The organism is Pseudarthrobacter sp. NPDC058329 (assembly GCF_042879835.1).
Taxonomy (GTDB): Bacteria; Actinomycetota; Actinomycetes; order Actinomycetales; family Micrococcaceae; genus Arthrobacter.
The window spans coordinates 383,224-408,989 of the sequence record NZ_JBHVZR010000001.1 but is presented as its reverse complement, the minus strand read 5'-3'; the positions used below and the strand labels follow the sequence as shown (position 1 = coordinate 408,989).

The 25,766-nt window shown below is 60.3% G+C and carries 14 protein-coding genes and 1 pseudogene; 6 read left to right on the top strand and 9 right to left on the bottom strand.

Annotated features, from left to right (window positions below; genetic code table 11):
* Positions 1 to 8 precede the first annotated feature (8 nt).
* From ACFVYC_RS01925 to ACFVYC_RS01915, 3 genes are all read left to right on the top strand, one after another.
* Positions 9 to 536 (top strand): GtrA family protein, encoded by a 528-nt coding sequence (locus ACFVYC_RS01925; RefSeq protein WP_387545956.1) that lies wholly within the window; start codon positions 9 to 11, stop codon positions 534 to 536.
* A complete protein-coding gene (locus ACFVYC_RS01920; protein ID WP_387545954.1) occupies positions 533 to 1,393 on the top strand; it encodes a glycosyltransferase family 2 protein in 861 nt (286 codons plus the stop codon). The genes ACFVYC_RS01925 and ACFVYC_RS01920 overlap by 4 nt, the downstream gene beginning before the upstream one ends.
* Positions 1,394 to 1,838: 445 nt before the next feature.
* On the top strand, positions 1,839 to 3,128 hold the full coding sequence (locus tag ACFVYC_RS01915; protein WP_387545952.1) for an ISL3 family transposase: 1,290 nt from the start codon (positions 1,839 to 1,841) through the stop codon (positions 3,126 to 3,128).
* A 495-nt stretch (positions 3,129 to 3,623) separates the two neighbouring features.
* On the opposite strand, the pseudogene ACFVYC_RS01910 reads toward ACFVYC_RS01915, so the two are convergent.
* A pseudogene (locus ACFVYC_RS01910) lies at positions 3,624 to 4,060 on the bottom strand (IS21 family transposase); the annotation flags it as partial.
* 807 nt (positions 4,061 to 4,867) lie between these two features.
* On the opposite strand from ACFVYC_RS01910, the gene ACFVYC_RS01905 reads away from it, so the two are divergent.
* Complete coding sequence (locus ACFVYC_RS01905; RefSeq protein ID WP_387545951.1) at positions 4,868 to 5,668, top strand: hypothetical protein; 801 nt, start codon at positions 4,868 to 4,870, stop codon at positions 5,666 to 5,668.
* Between the two features lie 1,166 nt (positions 5,669 to 6,834).
* On the opposite strand, the gene ACFVYC_RS01900 is transcribed toward ACFVYC_RS01905, so the two are convergent.
* The 5 genes from ACFVYC_RS01900 to glf are packed head-to-tail and all read right to left on the bottom strand — an operon-like array spanning position 6,835 to position 13,923.
* On the bottom strand, positions 6,835 to 9,078 hold the full coding sequence (locus ACFVYC_RS01900) for a hypothetical protein (RefSeq protein ID WP_387545949.1): 2,244 nt from the start codon (positions 9,076 to 9,078) through the stop codon (positions 6,835 to 6,837).
* 30 nt (positions 9,079 to 9,108) lie between these two features.
* Positions 9,109 to 9,861, bottom strand: a complete 753-nt coding sequence (locus ACFVYC_RS01895; protein WP_387545948.1) for an ABC transporter ATP-binding protein — start codon at positions 9,859 to 9,861, stop codon at positions 9,109 to 9,111.
* 2 nt (positions 9,862 to 9,863) lie between these two features.
* Positions 9,864 to 10,715 (bottom strand): ABC transporter permease, encoded by an 852-nt coding sequence (locus tag ACFVYC_RS01890; protein ID WP_387545946.1) that lies wholly within the window; start codon positions 10,713 to 10,715, stop codon positions 9,864 to 9,866.
* A 2-nt stretch (positions 10,716 to 10,717) separates the two neighbouring features.
* On the bottom strand, positions 10,718 to 12,739 hold the full coding sequence (locus tag ACFVYC_RS01885) for a glycosyltransferase (RefSeq protein WP_387545945.1): 2,022 nt from the start codon (positions 12,737 to 12,739) through the stop codon (positions 10,718 to 10,720).
* A complete protein-coding gene (gene glf / locus ACFVYC_RS01880; protein WP_387545943.1) occupies positions 12,736 to 13,923 on the bottom strand; it encodes a UDP-galactopyranose mutase in 1,188 nt (395 codons plus the stop codon). Before glf ends, ACFVYC_RS01885 begins: the two co-directional genes overlap by 4 nt.
* Before the next feature lie 254 nt (positions 13,924 to 14,177).
* On the opposite strand from glf, the gene ACFVYC_RS01875 reads away from it, so the two are divergent.
* Entirely contained in the window at positions 14,178 to 18,287 is a 4,110-nt protein-coding gene (locus ACFVYC_RS01875) for an FtsK/SpoIIIE domain-containing protein (protein ID WP_387545941.1), read from the top strand.
* Between the two features lies 1 nt (position 18,288).
* Here ACFVYC_RS01875 and ACFVYC_RS01870 read toward each other — a convergent pair whose 3' ends face one another.
* The gene (locus ACFVYC_RS01870; protein ID WP_387547086.1) at positions 18,289 to 18,660 is read right to left on the bottom strand and encodes a hypothetical protein; all 372 of its coding nucleotides are present in this window, start codon (positions 18,658 to 18,660) and stop codon (positions 18,289 to 18,291) included.
* 392 nt (positions 18,661 to 19,052) lie between these two features.
* Between ACFVYC_RS01870 and ACFVYC_RS01865 the strand changes: the two genes are divergently transcribed.
* On the top strand, positions 19,053 to 19,301 hold the full coding sequence (locus ACFVYC_RS01865; RefSeq protein ID WP_015937605.1) for a WhiB family transcriptional regulator: 249 nt from the start codon (positions 19,053 to 19,055) through the stop codon (positions 19,299 to 19,301).
* A 94-nt stretch (positions 19,302 to 19,395) separates the two neighbouring features.
* On the opposite strand, the gene ACFVYC_RS01860 is transcribed toward ACFVYC_RS01865, so the two are convergent.
* Together ACFVYC_RS01860 and ACFVYC_RS01855 are read right to left on the bottom strand one after the other, a co-directional pair.
* Positions 19,396 to 20,865, bottom strand: a complete 1,470-nt coding sequence (locus ACFVYC_RS01860; RefSeq protein ID WP_387545938.1) for a sensor histidine kinase — start codon at positions 20,863 to 20,865, stop codon at positions 19,396 to 19,398.
* 28 nt (positions 20,866 to 20,893) lie between these two features.
* Positions 20,894 to 25,747, bottom strand: coding sequence for an NAD-glutamate dehydrogenase (locus ACFVYC_RS01855; RefSeq protein ID WP_387545936.1), 4,854 nt, complete (start codon positions 25,745 to 25,747; stop codon positions 20,894 to 20,896).
* Between the last annotated feature and the right edge of the window lie 19 nt (positions 25,748 to 25,766).

Genomic DNA, 25,766 nt, shown 5'->3' with positions numbered 1-25,766 from the left:
ATCAAGAAATGAGAACACGCATGGTTTCAAGTTCGACAACTGGGGATGAGCCCGTACGCGGCATCCACGCTGGCCCCCCCGGCCCGCTGATGAAGATCGTGAGGGACCAACGCGTCGCCTTCCTGCTCGTCGGCGGCGCGAATACAGCTTTCAGCACAGGCTTATTTATCGTATTGGCTTTAGCATTTGAGCAGGCACCATCCTTTATTCTACTTTCCGTGTCGTGGTTTGTTTCTCTCGTTGCCGTCTTCTTTGTTTACCGCAAACTGGTTTTCCGAGTTAGCGGACACGTTTGGCTCGACCTAGGACGCTTTGCCCTCGTTAACCTCACGTCACTACTTGTAAATGTGGTTTTGCTGTCCTTCTTCGCTGATTTCTTGAACTTCCCGCGAATCCCGACGCAGTTGGTCATCACCGCGCTCTCTGTGATTATTAGCTACTTTGGCCACCGCCATTTTTCGTTCCGACGTAAGGCTTCTGCGGGGTCACCCGCGAAACCCGCAGCCGGCATTCCAAGAGAGGAAGAGACTGCATGACCCCGAAAGTCTCAATAGTCATCCCCGCTTATAACAACGTCCAGTACATAGCTGAAACTCTCGATTCGGTCTTGAATCAGACCTACGACGATTACGAGGTTGTTATAGCCGACCACTCCTCGGTGGACGGCACCCAAGCAGTGATTGATGGCTACAAAGGAAACCCGAAGCTCAGAATCTTGAGTCCCACTCCCCCGGGTGGTGGCGCACAAGCCAACTGGAACCGCGTTAGTGGGGAGGCCCAAGGCACCTACGTGAAACTTGTTTGCGGCGACGATCTTATAGTTCCGACAGCTATTGCTGAGCAGGTTGCGGCCTTCGAAGAAAATCCCTCAGCTGTCTTAGTCGCCAGTCGGCGCGACCTAGTGGATTCAAAGGGTTCTGTCTTTATAAGGAACAGAGGACTTCAGGGGATTTCGGGGCTGGTTAGCGGCGCGGAGGCTGTACGCGCGACAGTGCTGGCGGGCTCCAACATTTTTGGAGAGCCTGCGTGCGTTATGTATCGCAGAGACTTGCTTGAGGCTGAAGGTGGTTGGGACAATACCAACCCCTACCTGATTGACGAAGCGACCTACGCCCGCATTTGCTTCCACGGGGACGTTGTGGCTATTCGTCGGAGCCTAGCCACATTCCGGATCAGTGCGAGCCAGTGGAGTGTCCGACTTGCGAAGCAGCAGTCGGATCAAGCAATAGCCTTCCATGAGCAAATTGCTCGAGAGCACCCTGGCGTCCTCAGCCGCTTTGACTTGCTACGAGGGAATTGGAAGGCTGTCGGCATGTCCTATGCACGTCGCCTGGCCTATATCCGTCTGGGCAAACGTATGGGCCACGAGCACGCTGTGGAAAGCACAGTTTAGCCGCGCCGCAAGGTCTTTCAATCCTTGACCGCCGAGCTGTGTTGGCGCAACTCTCAGAGGGCATAGCTGATATGAAACGCATGCACAGCCCAACTCCACCTGACCACGATTACTTCTCTGGTGCCTCCGGTACGGACCCGTTGGCCGGACGAAATCCGACGTCGTTTTCCCCTTGCAAACAAGGTCTCTTAAAGGCCGTCTGACGCCGAGGGCTGGAGGGTTCTGCTGCAGCCACATCCGCCCTTCGGGTTCTGGGATGGTCACCGTGGGTCACACCGGTATCGGCCAGACAACACTTGGGTAACTGGAGCCACGAGGGCAATACGCTCTACCGGCTCTTCGTGGTTGGGGGGGAATTGAGTTCGTGTCGTTGATGACAAAGGGGCCCGTGGCCCTGTTGGGATGAGTGTGTCTAGCATTCAACCTGGAACAGGACCACGAGCCTTTGAACGAGCCTACCGGGGTCGCAGCCGACGCTGCCACCATCCTCTTCAACCTGCCCGACTACCACGTCATCTCCACTACCGTCACTGCCGGCGGCCGGCAGGTCATCGTTGAAACCAGCCAGCCGCCGGGCTACCCGAGCTGCGGTGTCATCGCCTCCCGGCGGAAGGAGCGACGTCTCCAGCGGCTCCGGGATATTCCCGTTGCCGGGCCGCTCGACGTGTTCTGGTCCAAGTACCGCTGGTACTGCGAGGAAGTGGCCTGCGACCGGCTCTCGTTTTTCGAGTCCACCCCGCAGGTGCCGCGCCGGGCCCGCTCCACCAGCCGGCTTCGGGACCAGCTGGTGGACGCGGTCATTCGCTCCGGCAGGGCCGTGTCGGAAACAGCTGCTGGCTTCGCAGTGTCCTGGTGGATGGTCCGTGCCGCGGTGACCGAAGCGTGCCTGCTCCGGTTGCCCGACGTAGACAAGCTCAGTCCCCGGATGCTGGGCATTGATGAACACCGGTTCCGGTCCGTGCGCTATTTCCAGGACCCAGGAACGAAGGCGTGGACCCGGTTCGAACCCTGGATGACAACCATCGTTGACCTGGACACCGGACAAGTCCTGGGTGTTGTTGACGGCCGCGATCATAAGGGTGTCGGGGACTGGTTGTTCGCCCGGCCCCTGGAGTGGCGCTTGGCCGTGCAGGTCGTCGCGATCGATCCTTCGGCGGCGTTCCGCAAAGCGCTGCGGATGTGGCTTCCCCGCACCGCTGTCGCTGTCGATCACTTCCACCTGATCTCCCTGGCCAACCAGGCGATGACGGAGACCCGGCAGAACCTCTCGCAACAGGTCAAGGGCCGCCGCGGCCGGGCCATCGATAAGGCCTGGGCGCACCGCATGCTGCTGCTGCGCGGCGGCGACACCCTCAGCTGCCGGGCTGCCCGCCGGCGCGAGGAGGTGTTCGCCGCGGACGATCCGACCGGAACCCTCCGGGCCGTCTGGAAAGTCAAGGAACAACTCCGGGCACTGCTCCGCACCGGCTCGCTCGAAGACGCCGCGGCGGCCAAGAAGGTACTCGAGGAACTGGTCAAGGCAGCCGCGAGACCGGAGACGAACAGGCTCTACCGCACCGTCTGCAGGTGGTGGAAAGAGATCGAGGTACTCATCATCACCGGCGCGACGACAGGCAAGGTCGAGGCCAACAACACGGCGATAAAAAACATCAAGCGCACCGCGCGTGTCTATCGCAACGCCGCCAACTACAAATCGGTTATTCTCTTGAGAAGTGCCATCCGGATGGCGGCATGACGCTCATTCCAGGAATCCATTTCCCCACGAACCGTGGTGAAATCCTGATGGCAGGCCATTTCGGTACCCCGATCCCACGTCAGGGAACGCCGGAGATGGGCCGGAAGGGCGCCCATCGTGTCTGCCAGCCGATTGCGCGGATTCTCGGCACCGCGGTTGTCTGCCAGTTGAACGAGGACGATGAACCGCGTGGTCCGTTCCACCAACGTGCCGATGGCCGACCGGCTACCTTTACGATGATTAAGTCCCCTTCCCAATGCCCCGGTACTAAGCTGCTGATCACTTCCGCGGGCCTTTCCCGGATCAGGACCATGTGGAGGAACCGCTTTGTCCTGCGCTCTTTCCTTCGGCGGGGCCGGCGACCGGTCCGTCCGCTACGCAGTGACACGGCCGGATCCACGGCGAGATGCAGGCTTCCACGCCCGTACAGGGCCTGATAAACGGTTTCGGGCACGACGTTCATTTCCGGCTGTCCGGGAAATTTGACCGTAGCCGGACGAACAGGATCGTCTTGACCCCGCCGATCCGGGGGCCATCGCCGAAGTCGGACTGCAGCCACATGCCCGGTTCGGTGATCCAGGGTCGGTGGACGCGGGTGTGTCCCAGCCGCCATGCGGCTTTGACTTGGGCGATCGCGCGGCGGGTGGAGCGTTCCGAACCCGTGTAGCCAGAGCGAGGAGCTTTTCGTGGGCCATATCGGCCCGGATCCGGCCCTCGGAGGCTTCGATCCATTCCTCGATCTTAGGCCGGGGACGCGTCGGTGACCCGTCCCCCGGGCGGCGGGTACCTCGATCGGCCGACCCGCGTCGCGGGGCCTGGACGTGGTTGGCAACGGTGTGGTGCGAGCAGCCCGTGAAATCCGCGGTGGCGCGCAACGACCCGGTCAGATTGTAGGCAGCAAGAATTTCCATGATTTCTCCGTCAGACTTCATACAGGGCCTCTTCCTGGTTCGCTTTTGGTGCGCTTAGACACCGTCATCAAACCCCAGGGAGAGGCCCCCACCGCTTAAGACGCGGTCGGTTCAGTAAGGAAGTGGGCAGATCTCATGGCTACCGGCGGGCAGTTCTACTGGCCGCCAGCGGGCATTTTCGTGGCCGCATATGAGCAATTTTTCATGGCCGCTAACAGCCCATCCCCTGTTTCATCAGCTGATCATAATGAGCACGTGCAGCGTTTTTCGGAAGCGCTCCCCGGGACTTCCTCGTCCTTTCATCTCTGCCAATTGCAACTCCTAAATCTCTCAGGTGTTGCAACAACGGCTGGAAGCCAAGCCGGCGAATGGCTCACTTTTCGACCATCGCTGACAGCTTGGCAGTGTTACCAGAAGCTCTGCTGCTTCCACCGTGCCCGACCGGAGCCGGAAAAAGCTTCATGAGGTCGTCGAGTCATTTCCCGTCCTGCCCGATCCGGAAGTCGCTCGCCTGGGGCGGATATCAAGCCAATGGAGAAGGGGGTATGTTGGCCTACTTCCACACCACGGCCTCTCCAACCAACCCGTGCCCCGGCAGCCATAACCGACGGCATCGTCACCACCCGCAGAATCGCCCGCAGCTTCCAAAACTACACACTCAGATGCCTGACCGCCGCTGGCACCCACCGCTCTTACCGGACCACAGCCACGAGTCTTGTCTAGTTTCAAGGAGCAGCAGGCCACCCTTTATTCGTGCGGCAATGAGTCGAGCAACTGTGGTGCAGACTATTATTAGAGCATACTGACAATCACAACAATGGGGAGCCCATGAAGTACTCATTTACACAACTGCCGCGCGGCTTGGGTCGGACATTACACCAGCTTTTCATTTCAGCAACGGCGACCATTCTCACTCTCGCAGTAATGGCTTGGCTGGTTTCTCCGGCTGCTGCTGCACCACCGACGGGATATTACAGCGTCCCGTATTCAAACGACGTCTACTACCATCACGAATCTTCAGGTTATGTTGGTACATACAAGGCCTCATACGATCAATGGGTGAACGCTGGCTCACCTACTCCACGGCCCGTGGCGACAGATTTCGTAAAGTATCCGTGGTCGCCAACAATTTATGCGGTTTCGTACTTCGATGGCGGATGGTTGTGGTCTGGTCCTCTCGCCTTCGAGCAGTGGCAGAAGGCGAACTTCCCCACTCCCCGTAATGCAGGGTTCATCGCCGGGACCACTTACCATAAGTGGGCTACATCAGGGGAGCTTTTCGCAGTGGCTCCGGACAATACGACCCACAAGCTTTCCTACGCAGAATGGGCAGCTTCAGGCTTTCAGGAGCCCGAATACAGAACTAATGCTGGCTATCAAAAGCTTTCCTGGGACTCGAGTATTGGTGAGATGTACCAGATCAACACCGGTGCAGGTTACCCCATAGACTACGCTGCATGGGCAAGTGAAAGCTTCCCAACCCCACAAACAGTAAGCCGCTTTCCCGGCGACGATTTCTGCCAGTATTGGTGGACCAATGACATCTACTACTACGGCCCTACTTGGAGCGGATCCATAACGTTCGGACAATGGGCAGCGGCCGGTTATCCTCAGCCCACGGCCTGCTAAAGGCACTCTTTACGTCAAAGATACTTGCCAAAGACGAATCCAGGCTTATTGACGGACCTTCAGCCTCATACCCGCGAACGCTCGGCAGGTACAGCCCGCCGAGCGTTCGCCGTGAAGAGCCAGCTTTGGGGGGGGCGTTGTGCTACTGCGAGATACGCTGCCCATCTTTGCCGCGAGGGTTTGGACGTACAGCGCCTGGTAGATCGTCTCGCGCTCACCTGCATAGCCTGGTCACCGGCAAAGTAAAACGCCAGCATCGAGCAGATCAATTTTGGGCTCCACCCATCGTCCATCCACACCCCGATCAGCTGGCAGAGGTCCTCGTTCTCAACGAGCTTGAACGCCTGGGGCCGGCCGCCGTGACTGGTGCGCTTTCGCGTGAGCGACCGAGGCGTAGTACCTCCCGTCCGAACTGGTGTGCCGCTTGACCTCCCGCCAGACCACGGACTCGGCCCAGCCAATTTCTTCACGGATCTCGGCGCGAGTCATTCCAGCACGCACCCCATCTAGATCATGCCCCGCTCATTTAGGTTCAGGCTCCGACCTGGTCCCTCATAATAAAGGCGCCCGCTCGGCAAGACCCCGACAGCGCCCCGGCTCAAAGTCATCATCAGTCCACACCGAGCTCACCAATTTCCCGCGGTCGCGTGCACAGCTTCGACACGCCGCGAAGCCTCCAGGACTGAAGTCCCGCCGCACACCAGATCAACGAACTCAGTGCGGGCATTCTGCCGAAAATAACTTGATCACAAAACGCTCCATCAATCAGAGCGTTGCCACGACCATATGACTTGGCCCTTTAAGCTACAGGGTTTGTAGCCCTGCTGTGAGGAAAGCACCCGGGTGGGTTCGCGGCGCACTCCACTGCTGGGCGCATCCCCCCTGTCGCTAGCTCCAAAAGGTAACTTAGGCCAGGCCGACATTTCCCGCGAAGAATACAATTGCCCGCGTAGGGCCTTCTGCCAAGGATACGGTCCACCCAGGACTTCGGGAAATACTCCTGGGTGAAGTGCTCGACTCCGGGAGGGCTGCCTACGGCGGAAAGGGAGCCGCCTCGTTCAGTTTTTGTGGTTCCTGCTCCAGAGTGCGCGCACTGGACTCTACGACGACAGAGCGGATGCGGCATGGAAGCTACAGGACCAGCTGTCGTTCGTACTCAAAGGCATTCATCTACCCGGTTCAGTAGCCAATCCCTTTCGATCGTAGACTCGCCTCGATCGAAGTCTCCGCCAGACATCAAACAGTAGCCATGCAACCATAAGCGTCAGGGCAGCGATCATGCTGCTAACGACAATTGGCCAACCGGGTGGCTGGAATTCAACTGTGATTTCTGTTCCTATCAACGATTTGTTCAGGTCCAACTGCACCAAGTAACCACGAAGCGGGTCATCTGCCGTTGCGCCCTTTGCCGTATACCCCGGCCAGTCCAGCCGGCTGAGGACCGCCTTGCCACCCGAGGCAGGCAATGCATCTACTCTGAACACTGCCTTGCCGCTGTCTAGCGATACGGTAGTGAGCTCGACTCCACTGCTCTGCCATACAACGTTTCCAGTATCCAACTGTGGATTGTCGCGTACCCACAGCACAGTATTGTCTGTGGTTTCGGCAACATGCCATCCGTCTGGAACCGCTACGGCCCCGATTTTGCTTGTTCCTTCGTCTGCCCGGTCGCGGATCAATTGCACAGAATCAATCGAAAGTAGATCTACGAGTAGCTTCCCGGTCACTTCGTCTTTGGTAAATAGCTTTGCACCTGCAAAGGGACAAGTCCAGCCATGCGGATCGAGGCATAAATCCTCTGCATAAGTTTTGAACATTATGGGCGTGTACAAGTTTTGAACTGGATGCTCATTTAGGTACCAGGAATTGGCAAGCAGGGTTTCGTCCCACACGTCCGGGCCCAAGCCAGCAGGATTACCTGAAATAAAGGTAACTCCTTCAGCCTTCTGCAGAGGGAGATCGAATGCCCGAACGTCATCAGGAAGACCGAAGTCGGGCAACGGCGTTGCCTTGAAGTAATGGTGTTGCCCGATGGCAGTTGCCAGCGTTACGCCGACCATCAAAGCCACGGGAAGCTGCCTCCATTTGAGCCAGCCAAATTTCGTTCGACCGTAGAGAAGGAAAACGAGAAGACCCAAACCGACCGCGGATAAGGCGGCGAACTTCAGATGCACATTTGGATTCGGAATCTGTGCCCAAGCAATGTATGTGCCTGCCACTAACAAGCATGCCAAGGTTACAACCCTTGCACGCGTCAGGAAAGGCACCCGGCATCGGGTCAGGAGAACAGACAGGAGTATCAGCAATGCTAGAGAAACGTATGGGGTTAGCCGAACCGGAAATCTCAGTGGACCGAGGTCACTAGGTGCCAGGACAAGAGCCAAAGAGACGATGCCAAAGAACAAGATCCCGCGCAGATTTCCAAGACTTCTCCGAGCTCGTCCGAAATCGAGAAGAACCACCAAAGGAAGAAACCATGCTATGTAAAGAAGGGGAACAGGCGAATACGAGCCCCACCATCCCGAGACTTGGGGAAGACCACTCCCTATCCACGAACTCGCAAAACCCGTCAGGTCCGGCGTGAGGAAGCCCGTGTTGGAGATTTCCGTCTCTCGGGCTGTGACGGGCGCAGTGAGCACACCCGGCAAGTAGACAGCGATAGCTGCGAGCCCCAAAATGACCCCGGCGGCAAGCAGTCTTATCAGGCCCGCGAGGCTCCTGCGGTGCCAGACCTCAAGAAGCAGACCCAGGATGACAAGAACGAGCATTATGGTTCCGTGTACGTAGCCGATGGTAATCAGCAAATAGCCCGAAACGAGTCCTGTTAGTGGGTTCCTTCCATCGATGATGCGCTTAAGGCCGTACCAACTGAGCGGAATCAAAGCAAAGACCATTAACCCGGTCACCCAAGAGGCTGCATCCATGTAGACCGTGAAGCCCGTCAAAGGGACTGCTACTCCAGCTATAAGCGCCCAGGTCCTATTGGCTCCATACTCACGGGAAAGTAGGAAAGTACCAACAGAAAGTAGGCAAAGAAACGATATCTTGAGTATCGTGGCGAACATCACCGGGCTGTTGGTTGCGCTTGCTCCCAAGCCAGTGAGCATAATGATCGGATTCCATAGCCCCCACTGGCCCTCTGCCGTGTAATTGCCAGCTCCCCAGCCCATGTCGCTGAAAAGCGGCCATTCCCCCGACCTAAGCTTCTCCCCGATCTCGAACCATATCCCGAAGGCACCCGACTGTGTGTCATCGTAAAAGTAGAAACGAGGGTTCGTAAACAAAGGAATCAGGGCCGCAACTATGGTAACAATCACAGTGACGGAGGCATACGCAGTTTCCCTCAGCCAGCCGGGGCGTTCCCCCTCTGGTTCCAGTTGAGGAACCTCTGACGTAATTGTGCTGGCCATGTGCCCTACCGCCGTATTCAACGCCAGCTCCTATACTTCACTGCGAAGCCGACTTACGGCATCCTTGATGGGGCCGTCGAAAACAACGTTTCCGTGCTGCAGGACAATACCGCGATCGCATATTCGTGAAACTAAATCGAGGTCGTGGCTCACCACAACTAAAGTCTTCCCGTCACGAGCAAGGTCCTGAATCTTGTTTATGCACTTACGTTGGAAAGGTTCGTCTCCCACGGCCAGAATCTCATCGATCAGGAACACTTCTGGGTTCGTGTGAACGGCAACCGAAAAAGCGAGCCGCAGATACATCCCCGATGAGTAGAACTTAACTTCTGTATCGATGAATTGTCCGATTTCAGAGAATTCAATGATGGAATCGAAGCGTTCCTTGGTCTCATCTTCAGACATCCCAAGAATAGCCGCATTTAGAAAGACGTTGTCCCGGCCCGTCAAGTCTGGATGAAAACCAGCACCGACCTCGATCAGGCCCGCCACTCTGCCCCGGGTCCTTACGGTGCCGGAGTCCGGCAACATCACACCAGATATGTGCTTCAACAAGGTCGATTTGCCTGACCCGTTGAAGCCGAGGAGCGCCACAGTCTGTCCTTGGTCGATTGTTAGCTGAACATCTTTCAACGCGTGAAACTTTTCGGACAGCTCGCCCTTTCGTCCCTTCAGGAGCCAAACCGCGGTTTCCTTCATGGACCGAGAGTGGCGCAGTACAAACTGCTTGTTGATGTTGTCGATTTGAATGGCAACTGCATCCGTAGCTTGCAAAGCGTGCACCTCTATAGTTCCTGCGCGAATCGGCCTTCAAGGCGGCGGAATGTCAACTGCCCGGCCATGACGACAAGTACGGCAAAGAGCAGGCCGGCCGGAAGCCAGATAGTGAGTAGATTGGGCGGCAGCTCGGCATTGCCACTAGTTGTGGGGAACCAGAACGCGAAATGGAATACCTCTACGGCGATCGTCAGTGGGTTCATCTGGTAAAAAAACGCGAAGGTAGGCCCCAGCGTCGATCTAACTTGTGTCCAGAAGTAGAGAACCGGGGATGCCCAGGTCGCAACCATCAGCAGCAGATCCACTAGGTTCTCGGCGTCACGGAAGTAGACATTTGCTGCACCGAAAAGAAGTCCCAGTCCGACAGCGAGCAACGCTACGAGTAAGAACGCGAGCACAGCTACGAAAATCTGCAAGAGACTCGGTTGCCACCCCGTAACGAAGCAGGCTACAAGCAAGACTGCCAGTTGAGGGAAGAAATGGACCGCAGCCACCCAGACGGATGCGACCGGAAAAAGCTCCCGCGGAAGGTAAATCTTCTTTATCAAGCCACCATTCGCAACCATTGATCGGGATGCATTGGAAAGGGCCTCAGCGAAAAAATTGATGAGGATTATCCCGGAGAAAAGGTATACTGCGTAATTTTCAGTCCCCTTGCTTTGTCCGAGGAATATACCTAGCGCAAAGTAAAATACTCCAAATTGTATACCCGGCTTCACGTAGGACCAAAGAATTCCGAGAATAGAACCGCGGTAGCGGACGGTAAGCTCTTTCGCTACAAGCAGTCGGAGGAGATAACGTCTTCTATACACGTCTACTAGGCCTGCACCTGCACCAGCGACTATCAAATCAGAACTCATCTTTAACGAGCGCTTCCGTTCTCTGCATCCTTAATCGTGGCCTCCCAGGCTTCGATTGACGTCACCTCGGCGAGCTGGCTCCGATACTGCTTTTGGAGATTCTCCCAGTCTTGACGCAGGCGCATGTGCAGCAAAATGCTTTCGCGCAGCAGGGCACGGGCCTTTTTGGCATCACGCTGGTACCAAGAGGCTCCGGTTCCGTCAGCATTCGACACGACGGCACTATCAAGTTGCGATAACCGCCACCACTTGCTGTCCTGGTGAGCAATGGCTACCTCAGGATTCTGTACCGACAAATCAGAGGCTGGGATGGTCGTCTGCTTGATCAAGGTCTTCACCAACCAAGGGGCAAGTGCATAAAGCTTTGGAGCGGACGGCTCTTTGCCCTTTTTCGGTGGCTTCCGCCGCCGCGGCGGGGGGAATGCTGCCGGGTCCTGTTGCATTGCCGAGTCAGGGAACTTGCCCTTCATCGCGCGAAGTTCAGGTGCCCTCTTCGCCATGGTCCGATGCATATGGTCCGGACCACTGAGAACATCGTGAAGCGCGGATATCCGGGCCGATGCTGCATAGTATTGCATCGAGAATATGTGCTTAACATCGGTGGCGAGGCTTTGCTTTAGTAAGTCGCCACCCTTGTGATACGGCGAATGCATGAGTCCCGCGACTAGTCGATTTCGACCGTGAAAATACGCTTGCCAGTCGACCGAGTCGTCCTTGTCGATCCAGGAGACATGCCATACCGCCGTCCCCGGCATAGAAACAGTGGGGTATCCAGCAGCCTTGGCCCTAAGTCCGTATTCCGCATCATCCCACTTGATGAAGACAGGAAGCGACAATCCAATCTCTTTGATCACGGCGGTAGGAATCAGGCACATCCACCAACCGTTGAAATCGACGTCCCACCGCCGGTGCATCCATGCAGTAGCCCGCAAGTTCTGGGCGGCGAGGTTATGACGGTGGTAGAGATCGCCGCTTGGGCCCCAAAGAAACTTCCACAGGTTAACGGATTCGGCATAAGCGTGAAGAACGGAACGATCGAACATGTCGAACATATGTCCGCCGACAATTGTGGGCACGCGGCAGAAATCGGCAAATGTGGCAGATCGAAGTATGCCCTCGGTCTCGACCATGACGTCATCGTCAAGCAGGAGCACGTAATTTGCTACGCCGCCGTTGACGGTTTCGAGCATGTTTCTAGAGAAACCGCCGGACCCACCAAGATTCGCCTGATCGATGATACGCAGCTGCTTCCCCATGTCAGCAGCAAGCTCATTGAAGCCGGGAACGTCTCGGACTTTGTCGTTGCCTTGATCCACCACAATCATTTCATGGATGACTGCGCGGAGGTCAGAGTCAGCCGCGATGGCGCCGATGGTGTTGTTGCAGTAGTCCGCCCGATTGTAAGTGGTGACGCCGATGTTGAGTCGGCCGTGCGCCTTCCCGTTATCCGGAACGGACCAATCTGCTGAGATCAACGTCATGCCTTCGGCATCTGCAATCAAGTCAAACCAGTACCAGCCACCGTCACCAAATTGCGCAAGGGAAAGCGGGTGTACGTTGGTTTCCTCGCCCGCAACACGGAAGGACTCCACCCGCTGAGTAACACCTCGCGCGTTCGACCGGTACACCACCAAGGAGCCTGAGCCAGAAGTCTGCACTCGAAGCGTGACAGAGGAGACTGTCGTCCATTTTCGCCAGTACGCTGCAGGAAACGCGTTGAAGTAAGATCCCAGGGAGAGGCGCTGACCGGGACGAACGCGTACGGAGCGTCTTCCCAAGAGGTCATCCGGGTGAAGTGAGGTTCCTGACGCCTGAATTTGCACGGCCGCCGCTCCGGCCCCATTGTCTCCGAGCAGGCCGTTGGAGACGTCGCCCGAGTCCATGTACAGAGGAAGCACGTCGAGGTCTTTATCCGCGGGAAAGACTACGCGATGCACAACACGCATGGGGCTGGATTCCGCCGGATCAAATAGCGTCGCAGCGTCCTCCAGTGCCTGCCCCGATTGAACCGCTTGTTTGCTCATGCGTCCACACCTCCACTTTCAAGCTGTACGCCGCTTTCGAAATGCGGCCGGATCTTGTTGTCGAACATGCTCAGTGCAGAGCCGATGGCCATATGCATGTCCAGGTATTTGTAGGTGCCCAGGCGCCCGCCGAACAGGACGTCCTTCTCCGCTGCCGCCAAGTCGCGGTATTTGAGCAACCGGTCGCGGTCAGCGGAGGTGTTGATCGGGTAGTAGGGCTCGTCGCCCTTCTCCGCGAAGCGCGAGAATTCGCGCATGATGACGGTCTTCTCCGTCTGGTAGTCCCGCTCCGGGTGGAAGTGGCGGGGCTCGATGACGCGCGTGTACGCCACGTCGTCGTCGTTGTAGTTCACTACTGATGTGCCCTGGAAGTCCCCAACTTCGAGAACTTCTTCCTCGAAGTCGATGGTGCGCCACGAGAGGTCGCCTTCGGCGTAGTCAAAGTAGCGGTCAACGGGGCCTGTGTAGATCACCGGAATGTTGCCGACAACCTTGTTCTTGCTGTACTCGTGCGACTCGTCGAAGAAGTCGGTGTTCAGCCGAACCTCGATGTTCGGGTGCTCCGCCATCTTCTCGATCCAGGCCGTGTACCCGTTGGTGGGCAGGCCCTCGTACTTGTCGTTGAAGTACCGGTTGTCGTAGTTGTACCGCACCGGGAGCCGCGAGATGATGCCTGCGGGCAGGTCCTTGGGATCCGTCTGCCACTGCTTGCCGGTGTAGTGCTTGATGAATGCCTCATAGAGGGGCCGGCCGATCAGCTGGATGCCCTTGTCATTGAGGTTCTGGGGGTCAGTTCCGGCAAGCTCGCCGGCCTGTTCCTGGATAAGGTCCCGTGCCTGGCCGGGGGTGAGGTTGGAGCGGAAGAACTGGTTAATAGTGGCCAGGTTGATAGGCAGGGAGTAGACCTCGCCCTTGTGCACGCCGTAGACCTTGTGGACGTAGTTCGTGAAGGTCGTGAACCGGTTGACGTATTCCCACACGCGCTCATTGGACGTGTGGAACAGGTGGGCACCGTAGCGGTGCACCTCGATACCCGTTTGCTCTTCTTTTTCACTGTAGGCGTTGCCGCCAATGTGGTGGCGGCGGTCGATGACTACGACCTTCAAGCCGAGCTCAGTAGCGGCCTGTTCTGCGATTGTCAGGCCAAAAAAGCCGGACCCTACGATGACGAGGTCAGCGGTCACAAAATCTCCTGGTTTGAATGCGGGCAGCGCAATGGTGCGCATTGTCTGCTGCTCTAGCCTACCCGAGGCACTGCAGGCTCCGTCGAATCAAACCCCTGCGCAACCCGCCCTTGAGCTCCGGAACGCCACGCTGTCGCAGTCTGCATCCATCCTGGACGAGCGGCACCGAACGTTGTCCACATACGGAAACTCCTCCGGGCCCCGGGGCGGACCCGCTCGCTAGCGTGGGCGTAAAGGCCGTAAGGACAAAACCGATGAAATTCCATTGCACACTGGTCCGCAGCCCCGGTTCCGGGCTGCAGGAATCACCAAGCGAACTGACCATCAACGCCCCGGTTGGGACCGCCGGCGACGATGTCCATGCTCAGCTGATTCAGAGATTCGGGACGGGGACGGTCACGATCCACGGCAATGACATCCGTTCGATGACCGTGGGCGAGGCCCCGCTGGTTAACGGCGCCGTCCTTGTGTGCGGGACTCCCCGGCGGAATTACCGGACAGTCCGACGACGGGCATCGGCCGAGGAAGCCCACCTCGCCCTGGCGGTCCACACCGGCGTGGGGGCGGGCACCGTTGTACCGTTGCGGCGGGGCTCCTATTCAATTGGACGGAGCGGCACCCGCATCGTGATCCCAGACCCCGAACTGTCCCGGGAGCACGCCCGCCTCGATGTGACCGAGACGGACATCATGATCGTCGACACGGACAGCGCCAACGGCATCCACGTTGACGGCGAACGGGTCCGAAACGCCGTCATCTCCACGGATTCGAGCATCACGTGCGGAAACACAACCATGTCGCTGGTCTTTATGGACCTGACGGACAAAGCGCTTGCCGACGCCGGGACCTCCACCCAGCGGCCCCTCACCGTCCCTGGCCGAATAGATACAGGCAACAGGGCGATGCTTGTGCTGACCGCCATTCTTCCCCTACTGATTGGGATAGGACTTGCCGTGCTCAGCGGCATGTGGATGTTCCTCGCCTTCGCTGCAGCCTCGGCGATATCTGTCCTGGTACCCCTCGCCTCGGGGCGGCGGCAGCGCCGTGACCTCGCAAAAGCAGTCGCAGCCGCCGTGGCAGAAGACCGGGACCGCCGACGACGTTCCGGCCCCTCCCTGGCAATCCTTGCGCTGACCGCCCATCAGGGGCAGGGCCACGGTTCTGTTTCCTCCGGCGAAGAAGGTGTATGGCTGCGACTCGGGGTGGCACCACAGCCCGCCAACGTGAAAATCGAGCCCTCCACCCCGTCGGTCAGCGTTCCATCCGCGGGCACGGTTCCCGTATCCCTGGACCCCGCTGTCCCGAGGACGACCTTCTGCGGACCAGCTGCCGTGGCGGACGGCGTCGTTCGATCCTTGGTGATGCAGCTTGCCGGCTACCCCAGGAGTCACGGCACACGAATTGTCATCGGTGGCAGAGCAGACCGCCTTCCTCTGGCCGCCCGCTATCTGCACGGAGTTATCCTCACTGCTTCTGCACCCCATCTGCTCCGCATACTCAACGGAGGCTTCGGGCGGGGATATCAACACGGTGTGCTCCTGCTGCTGCCAACCGATGATGCAGAGGACGACGGCGGCGCTGTTCGCGAAACCGCGGCCGCCCTCGGTTGGCAGGTCCTTGAGTTTCTTGTGGTTGAGGAAAAAGCCGGAACCTGCGATGTGGAACTTTCCGAGCGGAGATCCCTCCTGCAGCGTGCGGACGGCCGCATCACCTTCGTCCCTGATCTGGCACCAGAGGACGTCTTCCGCAGCTTCTGCAGACAGCTGGCCACGCATGCCGAACGATCGGACAACGAGGAGCCTGCTGTCCCGGATGTGTGCCCACTCGAGGACGTGCTGCCGCTCTCTCAGCACCACACTGCCGCCCGCTGGAAGGCAAGCGCCCGGGACCACCGCCTCAACATTCCGTTAGGACTGGGCGCCCGGGGGCCCCGAGGCCTCGACCTTCAGGCCGACGGTCCCCACCTGCTGGTAGCTGGTACCACCGGCTCCGGCAAGTCGGAACTGCTCCGCAGCCTTACCCTGGCTTTGGCCCTCAGCTACCCACCTGAGAGGGTAAATTTCCTATTTGTTTTCAAGGGCGGATCCGGGCTCGGTCCCCTAACGGAACTCGTCCACTGCGTCGGGCTCCTGACGGACCTTTCAGCTGATGAGCTCGAACGCACCCTCACTTCCCTCCGGGCAGAGATCCGGCTGCGCGAGCAGGCACTGGCTTCCGCACGGGTGCCGGATCTCGTGGCGTACCGGGCCACCAACGCTTCGGAGGATTTCCCACTCCCCCATCTCGTCATAGTCATTGACGAGTTCCGCATGCTCGTAGACGATGCTCCGGAAGCACTCCGGGAACTGCTTCGGATCGCGGCAATCGGCCGCTCGCTTGGAATTCACCTTGTGATGGGTACCCAACGGCCACAAGGTGCCCTCACGGCAGACATCCGGGCGAACGTCACCTCCAGCATTGCCCTGAGGGTGCAGTCGGACATGGAGTCCTTGGACATCATCAATTCCAAGGCCGCCGCCAGCATCAGCGTGGATGCGCCGGGGCGGGCCTTCCTGGCGCGCGGTACTGAAGCTCCCCAGGAATTTCAGACCTCATCCATAGGATTACCCCCGGGCGGGTCCGGCCCGGCCGCCGCCGTCACGGTGCAGCTCGCCGCGACCTGTCTTGGCACCAACGCGACTGCCCGGCCTGAAAGTCATCCCTCCGCTGGGCAAACACCTGCCGAGGCGGCAGCGCCGCTGGTGGCTATGGTGCGGGACCTGTGGCGTCAGGGGAAGGTACCGGCCCCGAGGCGGCCAGTCGCCCCTGCCCTCCCCCCGGACCTGCCTGCCCCTCAAGAGGCAACACCGCTATCTCCAGCACGCAGCCGCAGGAGAGCGGCATGGTGTATCGAACTCGGCCTCCTGGACCTGCCGGAAAAGCAAAGTGTGATGCCGCTTGAGTGGAGTCCGGCCAAAGACAGTCACCTGGCCCTCATCGGTGCTCCGTCTTCCGGTGCCACAGAGGCGCTTGAACTCGCTGTGATGCAGTTGGTTCGCAACCGGTTCGAAGCACACGGCTACATCCTGGACGCAGGCGGTACTTTCCTGAATCTGGCCACTCACCCCAGCATAGGGGCATATGCAGGCCTGCATGAGCTGCGGCGGGCCGTCCGCGTGCTGGAGCGCCTCAAGAAGGAATCGGGGCGCCGGCTGGGAGAAGGTGGCGGGCACGGCGACGTGCCGCTGGTCCTCATCATCTCCGGATGGGGCTCCTGGATCTCGGCCTTCCGTGCCGGGCCGTTGGCCTGGGCCGAAGATCTCGTCCAGGACCTGGCCCGGGACGGCGGACGCGCAGGGATCATCGTTATGGTCGCCGGCGATCGTGAGCTCGTCAGCTCGAGGGCGTTTTCGGCATTGCCCAACAGGCTCTTCTTTCCCGCCGGTTCCAATATGGACAGCCGGATAGCGTGGCCCCGGATACCGGCCACAGCCACCCTTAAAGGGCGGGCCGTGGCGTTCGGTCCCGTTTCCGGTGGGCCACCTGCCGTATGCCAGCTTTACAGCGTCAGCCCCCACATCGCCTGGGATTCAGGGCCGGCCGCCAGCCTGACTGGCTTGGACGTCGGGAAGAGCCGAGACAGCACGGAGCGCCGGTCCGTGAAACGCCCGTTCAGGGTCGAACAACTGCCGGCGCTGGTGCCGGCTGCAAAAGTGCGGCCAGCGGCACCGTCGGGTGACACCGCACAGTCCCGGGCCAACTGCGGCCAACCTGTCGCCGCGCGGGGTGGGACCAGGCTGCAGGACCTCCTCATGGGCGTGGGCGGGGACGAACTTGAGCCAAAGTACTGCAGCCTGAAAGGAGCAGGGGTCCTCACCGTACTGGGAGGACCCGGATCAGGAAAAACGAACGTCCTTCGCGCGCTGCCGCTGATGAATCCCGACGGCGGCCCGTGGCTCTCCCCGGAAGATGGGACCGACCCCGGCGAGTTTTGGAAGCGGGAACTTGCCACCGCAGCAGCAGGGGAAGCAGCAAACCGTTCGGTGGCGTTGGTCGATGACGTCGATCTTCTCTCCGCCGAAACCATCCGGCATTTATCGGACCTTAACGCCTTAGGATGCTCAGTGGTGCTCACCGCGTCCTACAGCTCCCTGCTCATCCAACGCGTGCCGCTGGTCATGTGCTCCCGCTCGGCCGGCACCGGCCTCCTGCTCAAACCGCGTTCCCTGCAGGACAGTGATCTCTTTGGGGTCCGGTTCGAAGTGGAGGCCAACGCACCGCCCGGCAGGGGTGTGCTTATCTCCCAAGGGGTGGCACAAGGCATTCAAGTGGGTTGGGCCGATACCACCGGGAACGCTCCCCTGCGGGCATGCGAAAAAAAGTAGGTCAGAGGGCCGGCGTCGCACTCCCGGTACGGGACGCGAAACTGATGACCTTGTTGTGGAACAGAAGCACAATGGCAGTTCCGGCAGGAACCAGCATTGCCGCTCCAGCCAGGGGCAGACCGCCGGTCAGTGTCGGGAAGCCAATGGTCAACACGAATAACTGCGCCACCAGCGCCGCCGCCCTGGTCCACCGATATCCCCTGCAGAGGAAGACCGCCACGGAATACAGCCAGGCGGAGAAAGCCAGCAGCAGCCCGAGGGTGAACACGGCGCCCCAGAATGAAAGAACCGGGCTTCCCGCTGCCAGTTGGTAGCCATACCAGGCAGCGGCTGCCAGAAGGGCTGTGGCCTCCGCTGCCACAATCAGCGCCACCACGAGGACAGCTGCCGGCCGCGCCGGACGGGCGCCGCCGGCCGGCGGCTTCGGTGACGGCAGCCCGGGTGACAACTGCCCGGGTAACGGTTGGGCCCGGTGACGGTCCCGGCCTTCCGGGTCACTTGACGGGTCCGTGGGGTCTACAGGGGGTCTTGACACACTGGCACCCTACCGGACATAGTCGGACAGTGGTGAGGGCCATTACCGCCACTGTGATGTATCGCTCAGCGTTCCCGGGATTTCAAGCCTTATTACCCCTTGTTTACACAGCGTTAACATGACAGGCTTGACTCAGATGACCAACGGGGCCCTGCCGGGCCCCTTTCCTTTGTAGCTACTAGTGAATAATTTCACAAGGGCTCTTCCCAGAATTGGAGCAACTGATCAGCATGGATTGGCGTAACCGCGCAGCGTGCCTCGAAAAGGACCCGGAACTGTTTTTTCCCGTCGGAAATACGGGCCCGGCACTCCTGCAGATTGAGGAAGCGAAAAGCGTCTGCCGCCGGTGCCCGGTAGTGGACACCTGCCTGCAATGGGCCCTCGAGTCCGGCCAGGATGCAGGCGTCTGGGGCGGCATGAGCGAAGACGAGCGCCGCGCCCTCAAGCGCCGGGCAGCCCGTGCCCGCCGCGCCTCCTGATATCCTCAGGCAAACAAGCCCTCAGCTAAAGCCCTTCGAAAAGGCCCTGGCCGCAACCTCCGAGGTTGCCGCCAGGGCCTTTTTGCGTCCCCGCCTACTTGGCTTCGAGGCTGAGACGGATCTGAACGGCCGTTCCGCCCCCATCACGCGGCTGCCACTGGATGGTGCCGCCGAGCTCACTGGTCACCAGGGTGCGGACGATCTGCAGGCCGAGTCCTTCAACGTGGGGCGTTTCAGGCAAGCCCACACCGTCATCGGCAATAGTGACTGTCAACTCCTCCTCGCCCTCGTCCCCTTCGGAGCGGTCAGCGAGAAGCCATACAGTTCCGGTACGCCCCTCCAGGCCATGTTCCACGGCGTTGGTGACCAGTTCATTGATGACCAGCGCCAGCGGAGTGGCAAAATCACTGGGCAGTTCGCCGAAGATGCCGGAGCGCTCGGTCCGGACCTGCTGCGAGGGCGACGCAACTTCTGCCGAAAGACGGAACTGCCGCCCGATCAGCTCGTCAAAGTCCACACTCTGGGTGAGGCCCTGGGACAGCGTTTCGTGGACCAGCGCGATGGTGGCCACCCGGCGCATCGCCTGCTCAAGGCCCTGCTTCGCCTCGTCGCTGACCATCCGGCGGGACTGCATCCGCAACAACGCCGCAACGGTCTGCAAATTATTCTTGACCCGGTGGTGGATTTCGCGGATGGTGGCATCCTTGGTCACGAGTTCCATCTCGCGTCGGCGCAGTTCGGACACGTCGCGGCACAGCACCAGCGCCCCGAAGCGCTGCTGCTCGTCACGCAGCGGGATTGCCCGCAGTGACAGGCTGACGCCCCGGGATTCAATCTCGCTACGCCACGGCATCCGGCCGGTCACCACCAGGGGCAGCGTCTCGTCCACCATACGGCGGTCTTTCAGCAGGCTCGCTGTAACCTCGGCCAGGGAGCGCCCCTCCAGCGATTCGCCGTCACCGAGGCGGCGGAACGCTGAGACGCCGTTGGGGCTGGCGTACTGCACAATGCCCTCGGCGTCGAGCCTGATAAGACCGTCGCCCACACGGGGGGCGCCGCGGCGCGAACCCGTGGGGGACGCGAAGTCGGGCCACAAACCCAGGGTGCCCATCCGCAGAAGGTCATAGGCGCACTGCCGGTATGTCAGCTCCAGCCGGGACGGCATCCGCGAGCTCGAGAGATCCATGTGAGTGGTGACAACGGCCAGCGTGCGGCCGTTCCGGACCATGGGAACGGCCTCCACCCGCAGCGCCATGTCACTGTTCCAGTTGGTTTCACTGGAGCGCTCGATGGAGCGGCTGTTCCAGGCCTTGTCCGCCAACGGCTGGAGATCGGAGCGGATGGGATCCCCTACAAAGTCGCCGTGGAAGACCGTATGCGTGGTGGAGGGCCGGACATGCGCCAGCGCCACATACCCATGGTCCGGGTGGGGGAACCAGAGCGCCAGGTCCGCGAACGCCAGGTCCGCGACCATTTGCCAGTCCCCCACCAGGAGGTGCAGCCATTCGGCATCCCCCGGCCCGAAATCAGCATGTTCCCTGATAGGGTCCGTAAAGATTGCCACTGCACCTCCATTTGCGACGCCGGATTCGCTAGCGTCGGACGATTGACCTCAAGAGCCTCAATGCTACCGACAGTGAGGCCATATCGTCGGCCTCGAGCGCGTTGACCTCATCGAACATGCTCTTCGCCCGGCCCAACTGCTCCGCGTTCTGCGCTTCCCAATCCTTCAGCCGCGCCTCCGGCGAGCCGGCAGCGGTGGTGGCGTCCAGCACCGCCGTCGTCATGTCCGAAATGTTGGAGTACAGGTCATCCCGCAGGGCTGCCCTGGCCAGAGCCTGCCACCGGTCCTGCCGCGGCAGGCTGCTGATGCGCTCCAGCAGGGAGTCCGCGTGGAACCGGTTGAAGACGGTGTAGTAGACCGCAGCAATTTCCTCTACGGGGTCCTTGCGGACGCGGGCGATCTTGGCGATGTCCAGCAGGACAAAACTCTCGAAGAGCTCCGCCCACCGCAGGGCCAGTCCTTCCGGGAGCTGCCAATCGCGCGCCTTTTCCAGCCAGCCGGCAACCCGGTTCCGGTCATCGCCGCGCACGTAGTCCAGCAGGCGGGCACGCATGGGATCAACGAGGGGTTTGAATTCACCCACGACGTCGGCAATGGGCCCGGACACGCTGCCTTGCCCCAACAACCAACGGACTGCCCGGTCAAGCAGCCTGCGGATGTCGAGGTGGACTGTGCTCCAGTGCTCAGTGGGGAACGACGCAGGAAGACTGTTGAGTTCCTCGACCATCACCTCGAGCTCGTAAACCTCCCGCAGGGCTACGAACGCCTTGGCAACAGCAACTTCCGAAGCGGACGTTTCCTCCATGGTCCGGAAGGCGAACGTAATGCCACCCATGTTGATCATGTCGTTGGCCACAATGGTTGCGATGATCTCGCGCCGCAGCGGATGGGTATCCAGCTCCGCGTCGAACCGTTCCCGCAGCTGCTCCGGGAAGTAGGCCCGCAGTGTCTTCCTGAACCAGGGATCGTCAGCCAGGTCGCTCTCACGCAGGGCCGCGGTCAGCTCGATCTTCGCGTAAGCGGCCAGCACGGACAGCTCAGGCGAGGTCAGGCCCTGGCCTTGCTGCAACCGCTCCTTCAGCACCTCCGTGGTGGGAAGCGCCTCCAGTTCCCGGTTCAGGTCGGCTTTCTTTTCCAGCCAGTCCATCAGCCGTTCGTAGCTCGGGCTCCACTCGGCCACGCGGGTGCGGTCGTTCAGCAGCAGGATGTTCTGGTCGATGTTGTCTTCCAGCACCAGCCGCCCCACTTCGTCGGTCATCGAGGCGAGGAAGCCTGCACGTTCTTCGGCAGAGAGCTTCCCGGCAGCAACCATCCGGTCCACAAAAATTTTGATGTTGACCTCATGGTCGGAGCAGTCAACGCCGGCAGAGTTGTCGATGGCATCGGTGTTAAGAATGACCCCCTGCAGTGCTGCCTCAATGCGGCCGCGCTGGGTCATTCCCAGGTTTCCGCCCTCACCGACCACCTTCACACGCAGGTCCCTGCCGTCAACACGGATGGCGTCGTTGGCCTTGTCCCCCACGGAGGCGTTGGACTCGGTACCCGCCTTGACGTAGGTGCCGATTCCGCCGTTGTAGAGCAGGTCGGCAGGAGCCAGCAGGATTGCACGCAGGAGTTCCGGCGGGCTGAGCTCGGTTGTTTCGGACGGAAGCCCCAGCGCCGCCCGGACCTGGGCTGTGACTGGAATCGACTTTGCCTGGCGGGGGAACACTCCGCCGCCTTCGCTGATGAGGGATTTGTTGTAGTCGTCCCACGATGACCTCGGCAGTTCGAACAGCCGCTGCCGCTCCACAAAAGATGTTTCTTCGTCCGGGTTGGGGTCCAGGAAGATGTGGCGATGGTCAAAAGCTGCGAGGAGCCTGATGTGTCGCGAGAGCAGCATACCGTTGCCGAACACGTCGCCTGACATGTCGCCCACGCCCACCACGGTGAACGGTTGGGTTTGCGTGTCCAGGTCGAGCTCGCTGAAGTGGCGCTTCACGGATTCCCAGGCGCCCCGTGCGGTGATACCCATCGCTTTGTGGTCGTACCCCACTGATCCCCCAGAGGCGAATGCATCGCCGAGCCAGAACCCGTACTCCTTGGCCAGCCCGTTCGCAATGTCCGAGAAGGTCGCGGTTCCCTTGTCGGCCGCCACCACGAGGTAGGAATCGTCGTCGTCGTGCCTTATAACGTCCGACGGCGGCACGAGTCTTTCGCCGTCGCTCCCGGTGACCAGGTTGTCAGTAAGGTCGAGGAGCCCGCGAATGAAGGTTTTGTAGCTTTCGATGCCTTCGGCCATCCAGGCGGACCGGTCAGCGGCAGGATCGGGAAGCTGCTTGGCGAAGAAACCGCCCTTGGCCCCTGTGGGCACGATGACGGCGTTCTTTACGGTTTGTGCTTTGACCAGGCCCAGGACCTCGGTGCGGAAATCCTCGCGCCGGTCGGACCACCGCAGCCCGCCGCGGGCCACCTTTCCGAAGCGGAGGTGGGCGCCCTCGACCCGGGGCGCATAGACCCAGATTTCGAACATGGGCCGGGGGAAGGGCAACCCCTCGATCTGCTCCGGGTCGAGTTTGAAGCTGAGGTGGGGCTTGTACTGGTAGAAGTTGGTCCGGAGCGTTGACTCGATCAGGTTTACGAAGGTCCGCAGCACCCTGTCGGCGTCGAGCGTGGCCACCTTTTCAATGGCCGCTGCCAATTCTTCACCGACGGAAGCCTGCGCGTCCAGGCGTTCTTCTTCGTTCAGGGAAGGATCGAAGCGGGCGGCGAAGAGCGAACTCAACCCCTTGGTCACTTCCGGATTCGCCAGCAGGGTATCGGCCATAAAACCAAAGGAGTTGGCATTGCCCATCTGGCGCATGTAGCGGGCGTAGGCACGCAGCACCGTTATTTGGCGCCACTGCAGTCCCTCGCGGAGGACCAGACGGTCAAAAGCGTCCGACTCCGCCGCGCCGGTGACTGCAGCGGAAAAGGAATCAGCCAGCAGCTGGCCCGTGGAGACAGGATCAACGCCCGCCGGGTACTTCAGCCCCAGGTCATAGAGGAAGAAATCCCTCCGGTCCGCGGTCTCGATTTCGAACGGCCGCTCGTCCAGCACTTCCAGGCCCAGGTTATGGAAGAAGGGCAGGATCTGGCTCAGGCTCTTGGGCTCCAGCATGTACAGCTTGACCCGGGCATCCTCCTCGAGCGTCGCACCCGCTCCTTCCGGAAGGTAGACGTGCACGCCGGGACGTTCCTGCTTCGCACCAACAGTGCGCTCGGCCGTCGCGCCGTACTTCTCGAAGCGGGCGATGTCCTCAAGGGCGTCCTCAACTTCGTAATCCACCCGGTAGCCCGCGGGGAAGGCCTCGGACCAGATGGCTGCAAGCTCCTTGGCCTGCGCAACGTCCCGCCCTTCACGCAGCACCTCGGCGATGCCTTCGCTCCAGGAACGGGCGGCACGCACCAGCCGCTTCTCCAGATCCTCGGTGTTGACGTTGCTGACGTCTGCACCCTTGGGCAGGCGGATGCGGAAGAACAGCCGGGCAAGAGCCGACTCCGTCATGCGCGCCTCGTAGTCGATGGACACGGCCTGGAACGTCTCGCGGAGTTCCTGCTCGATGCGGAGCCGGACATTGGTGGTGTACCTGTCCCTGGGAAGATAGACCACGGCGGACATGAACCTGCCGTAGATGTCCGGCCGCAGGAAGAGCCTGGTACGCCTGCGCTCCTGCAGTTTCTGGATGCCAAGGGCTGTGGCGGCAAGGTCCGGAACCTCGATCTGGAAAAGCTCATCCCTGGGGTAAGTCTCCAGGATCCCCAGCAGGTCCTTCCCGGAGTGCGAGTCCGGCGGGAAGCCCGCGCTGCCGAGCACCGCATCGACCTTTTCCCGGACGATCGGGATGTTCCGGACTGAGCCGGTGTAGGCGCTGGTGGCAAAGAGTCCGATGAAGCGGCGCTCACCGTTGACGTTCCCCGCGGCGTCAAAACTCTTAACCCCGATGTAGTCGAGGTACGCGGACCGGTGGACGGTGGAGCGGGAATTGGCTTTGGTAATAACGAGGGCGCGCTTTTCGCGCGCCTTTTTCCTGCCCGTATCAGTGAGGTGCTGGATGTGCGGTGAATCCGCGGCTGCGCGCAGGAGTCCCAGGCCGCTGTCTTCACGCAGCTCCAGGACGTCTTCCCCGTCCACGTTGACGAGGTCGTATTCGCGGTAACCGAGGAACGTGAAGTTTCCGTCGTCCAGCCAGTGCAGGAGGTCCTGTGCCTGGCGGAGCTCAGCGATCTGCGCCGGGTTCGCCACCTTGTCCAGGCTTTCCGCGATCTGGAGGGCTTTTTGGCGCATGTGCGGCCAGTCCTCAACCGCTGCCCGGACGTCGCTGAGCACCCGCTGCAAACCTTCCAGCAGCGCTGCCTTTGCTTCATCGGACACACGGTTGATCTCGACGGCGATCCATGACTCCATGTGCGAGGAGTTGTCACCCTGCGCTATGAGGTGGGAGAGATTCGGCATGGCAGCGGTATCGCCGCTGGAAATGCCCAGATGCGAAGGAACCTTGTTGACCTTGACCAGCTCCGCGGTGTCCCTGTTGCGGGTAGCCACGAAAAGGGGATGGACCACCAGCCTGATTGCCGCATGCTGCCGGACGAGTTCAGCATTGACGGAATCGACGAGGAACGGCATGTCGTCGGTGACCACAAAAACAACGCTGCTGTCTTCCTCGTCGACGATGGAAACTGTCGCCTGGCCCGGCTTCCGCACCGACGCGACACTGCGGTGGGCTTCCGCACGGGCGGTCAGCATGTCGCCGGGATAGCTCCGGGCATCCTCTTCGGCCAGGTGCTGATAGTAGTCCCCGATAAATTCTTCCTGGCCTTCAAAGGAAAGGGGCTGATCCTCCACGCTGGATCCAGACGACATCAACACACGCCTCCATCAC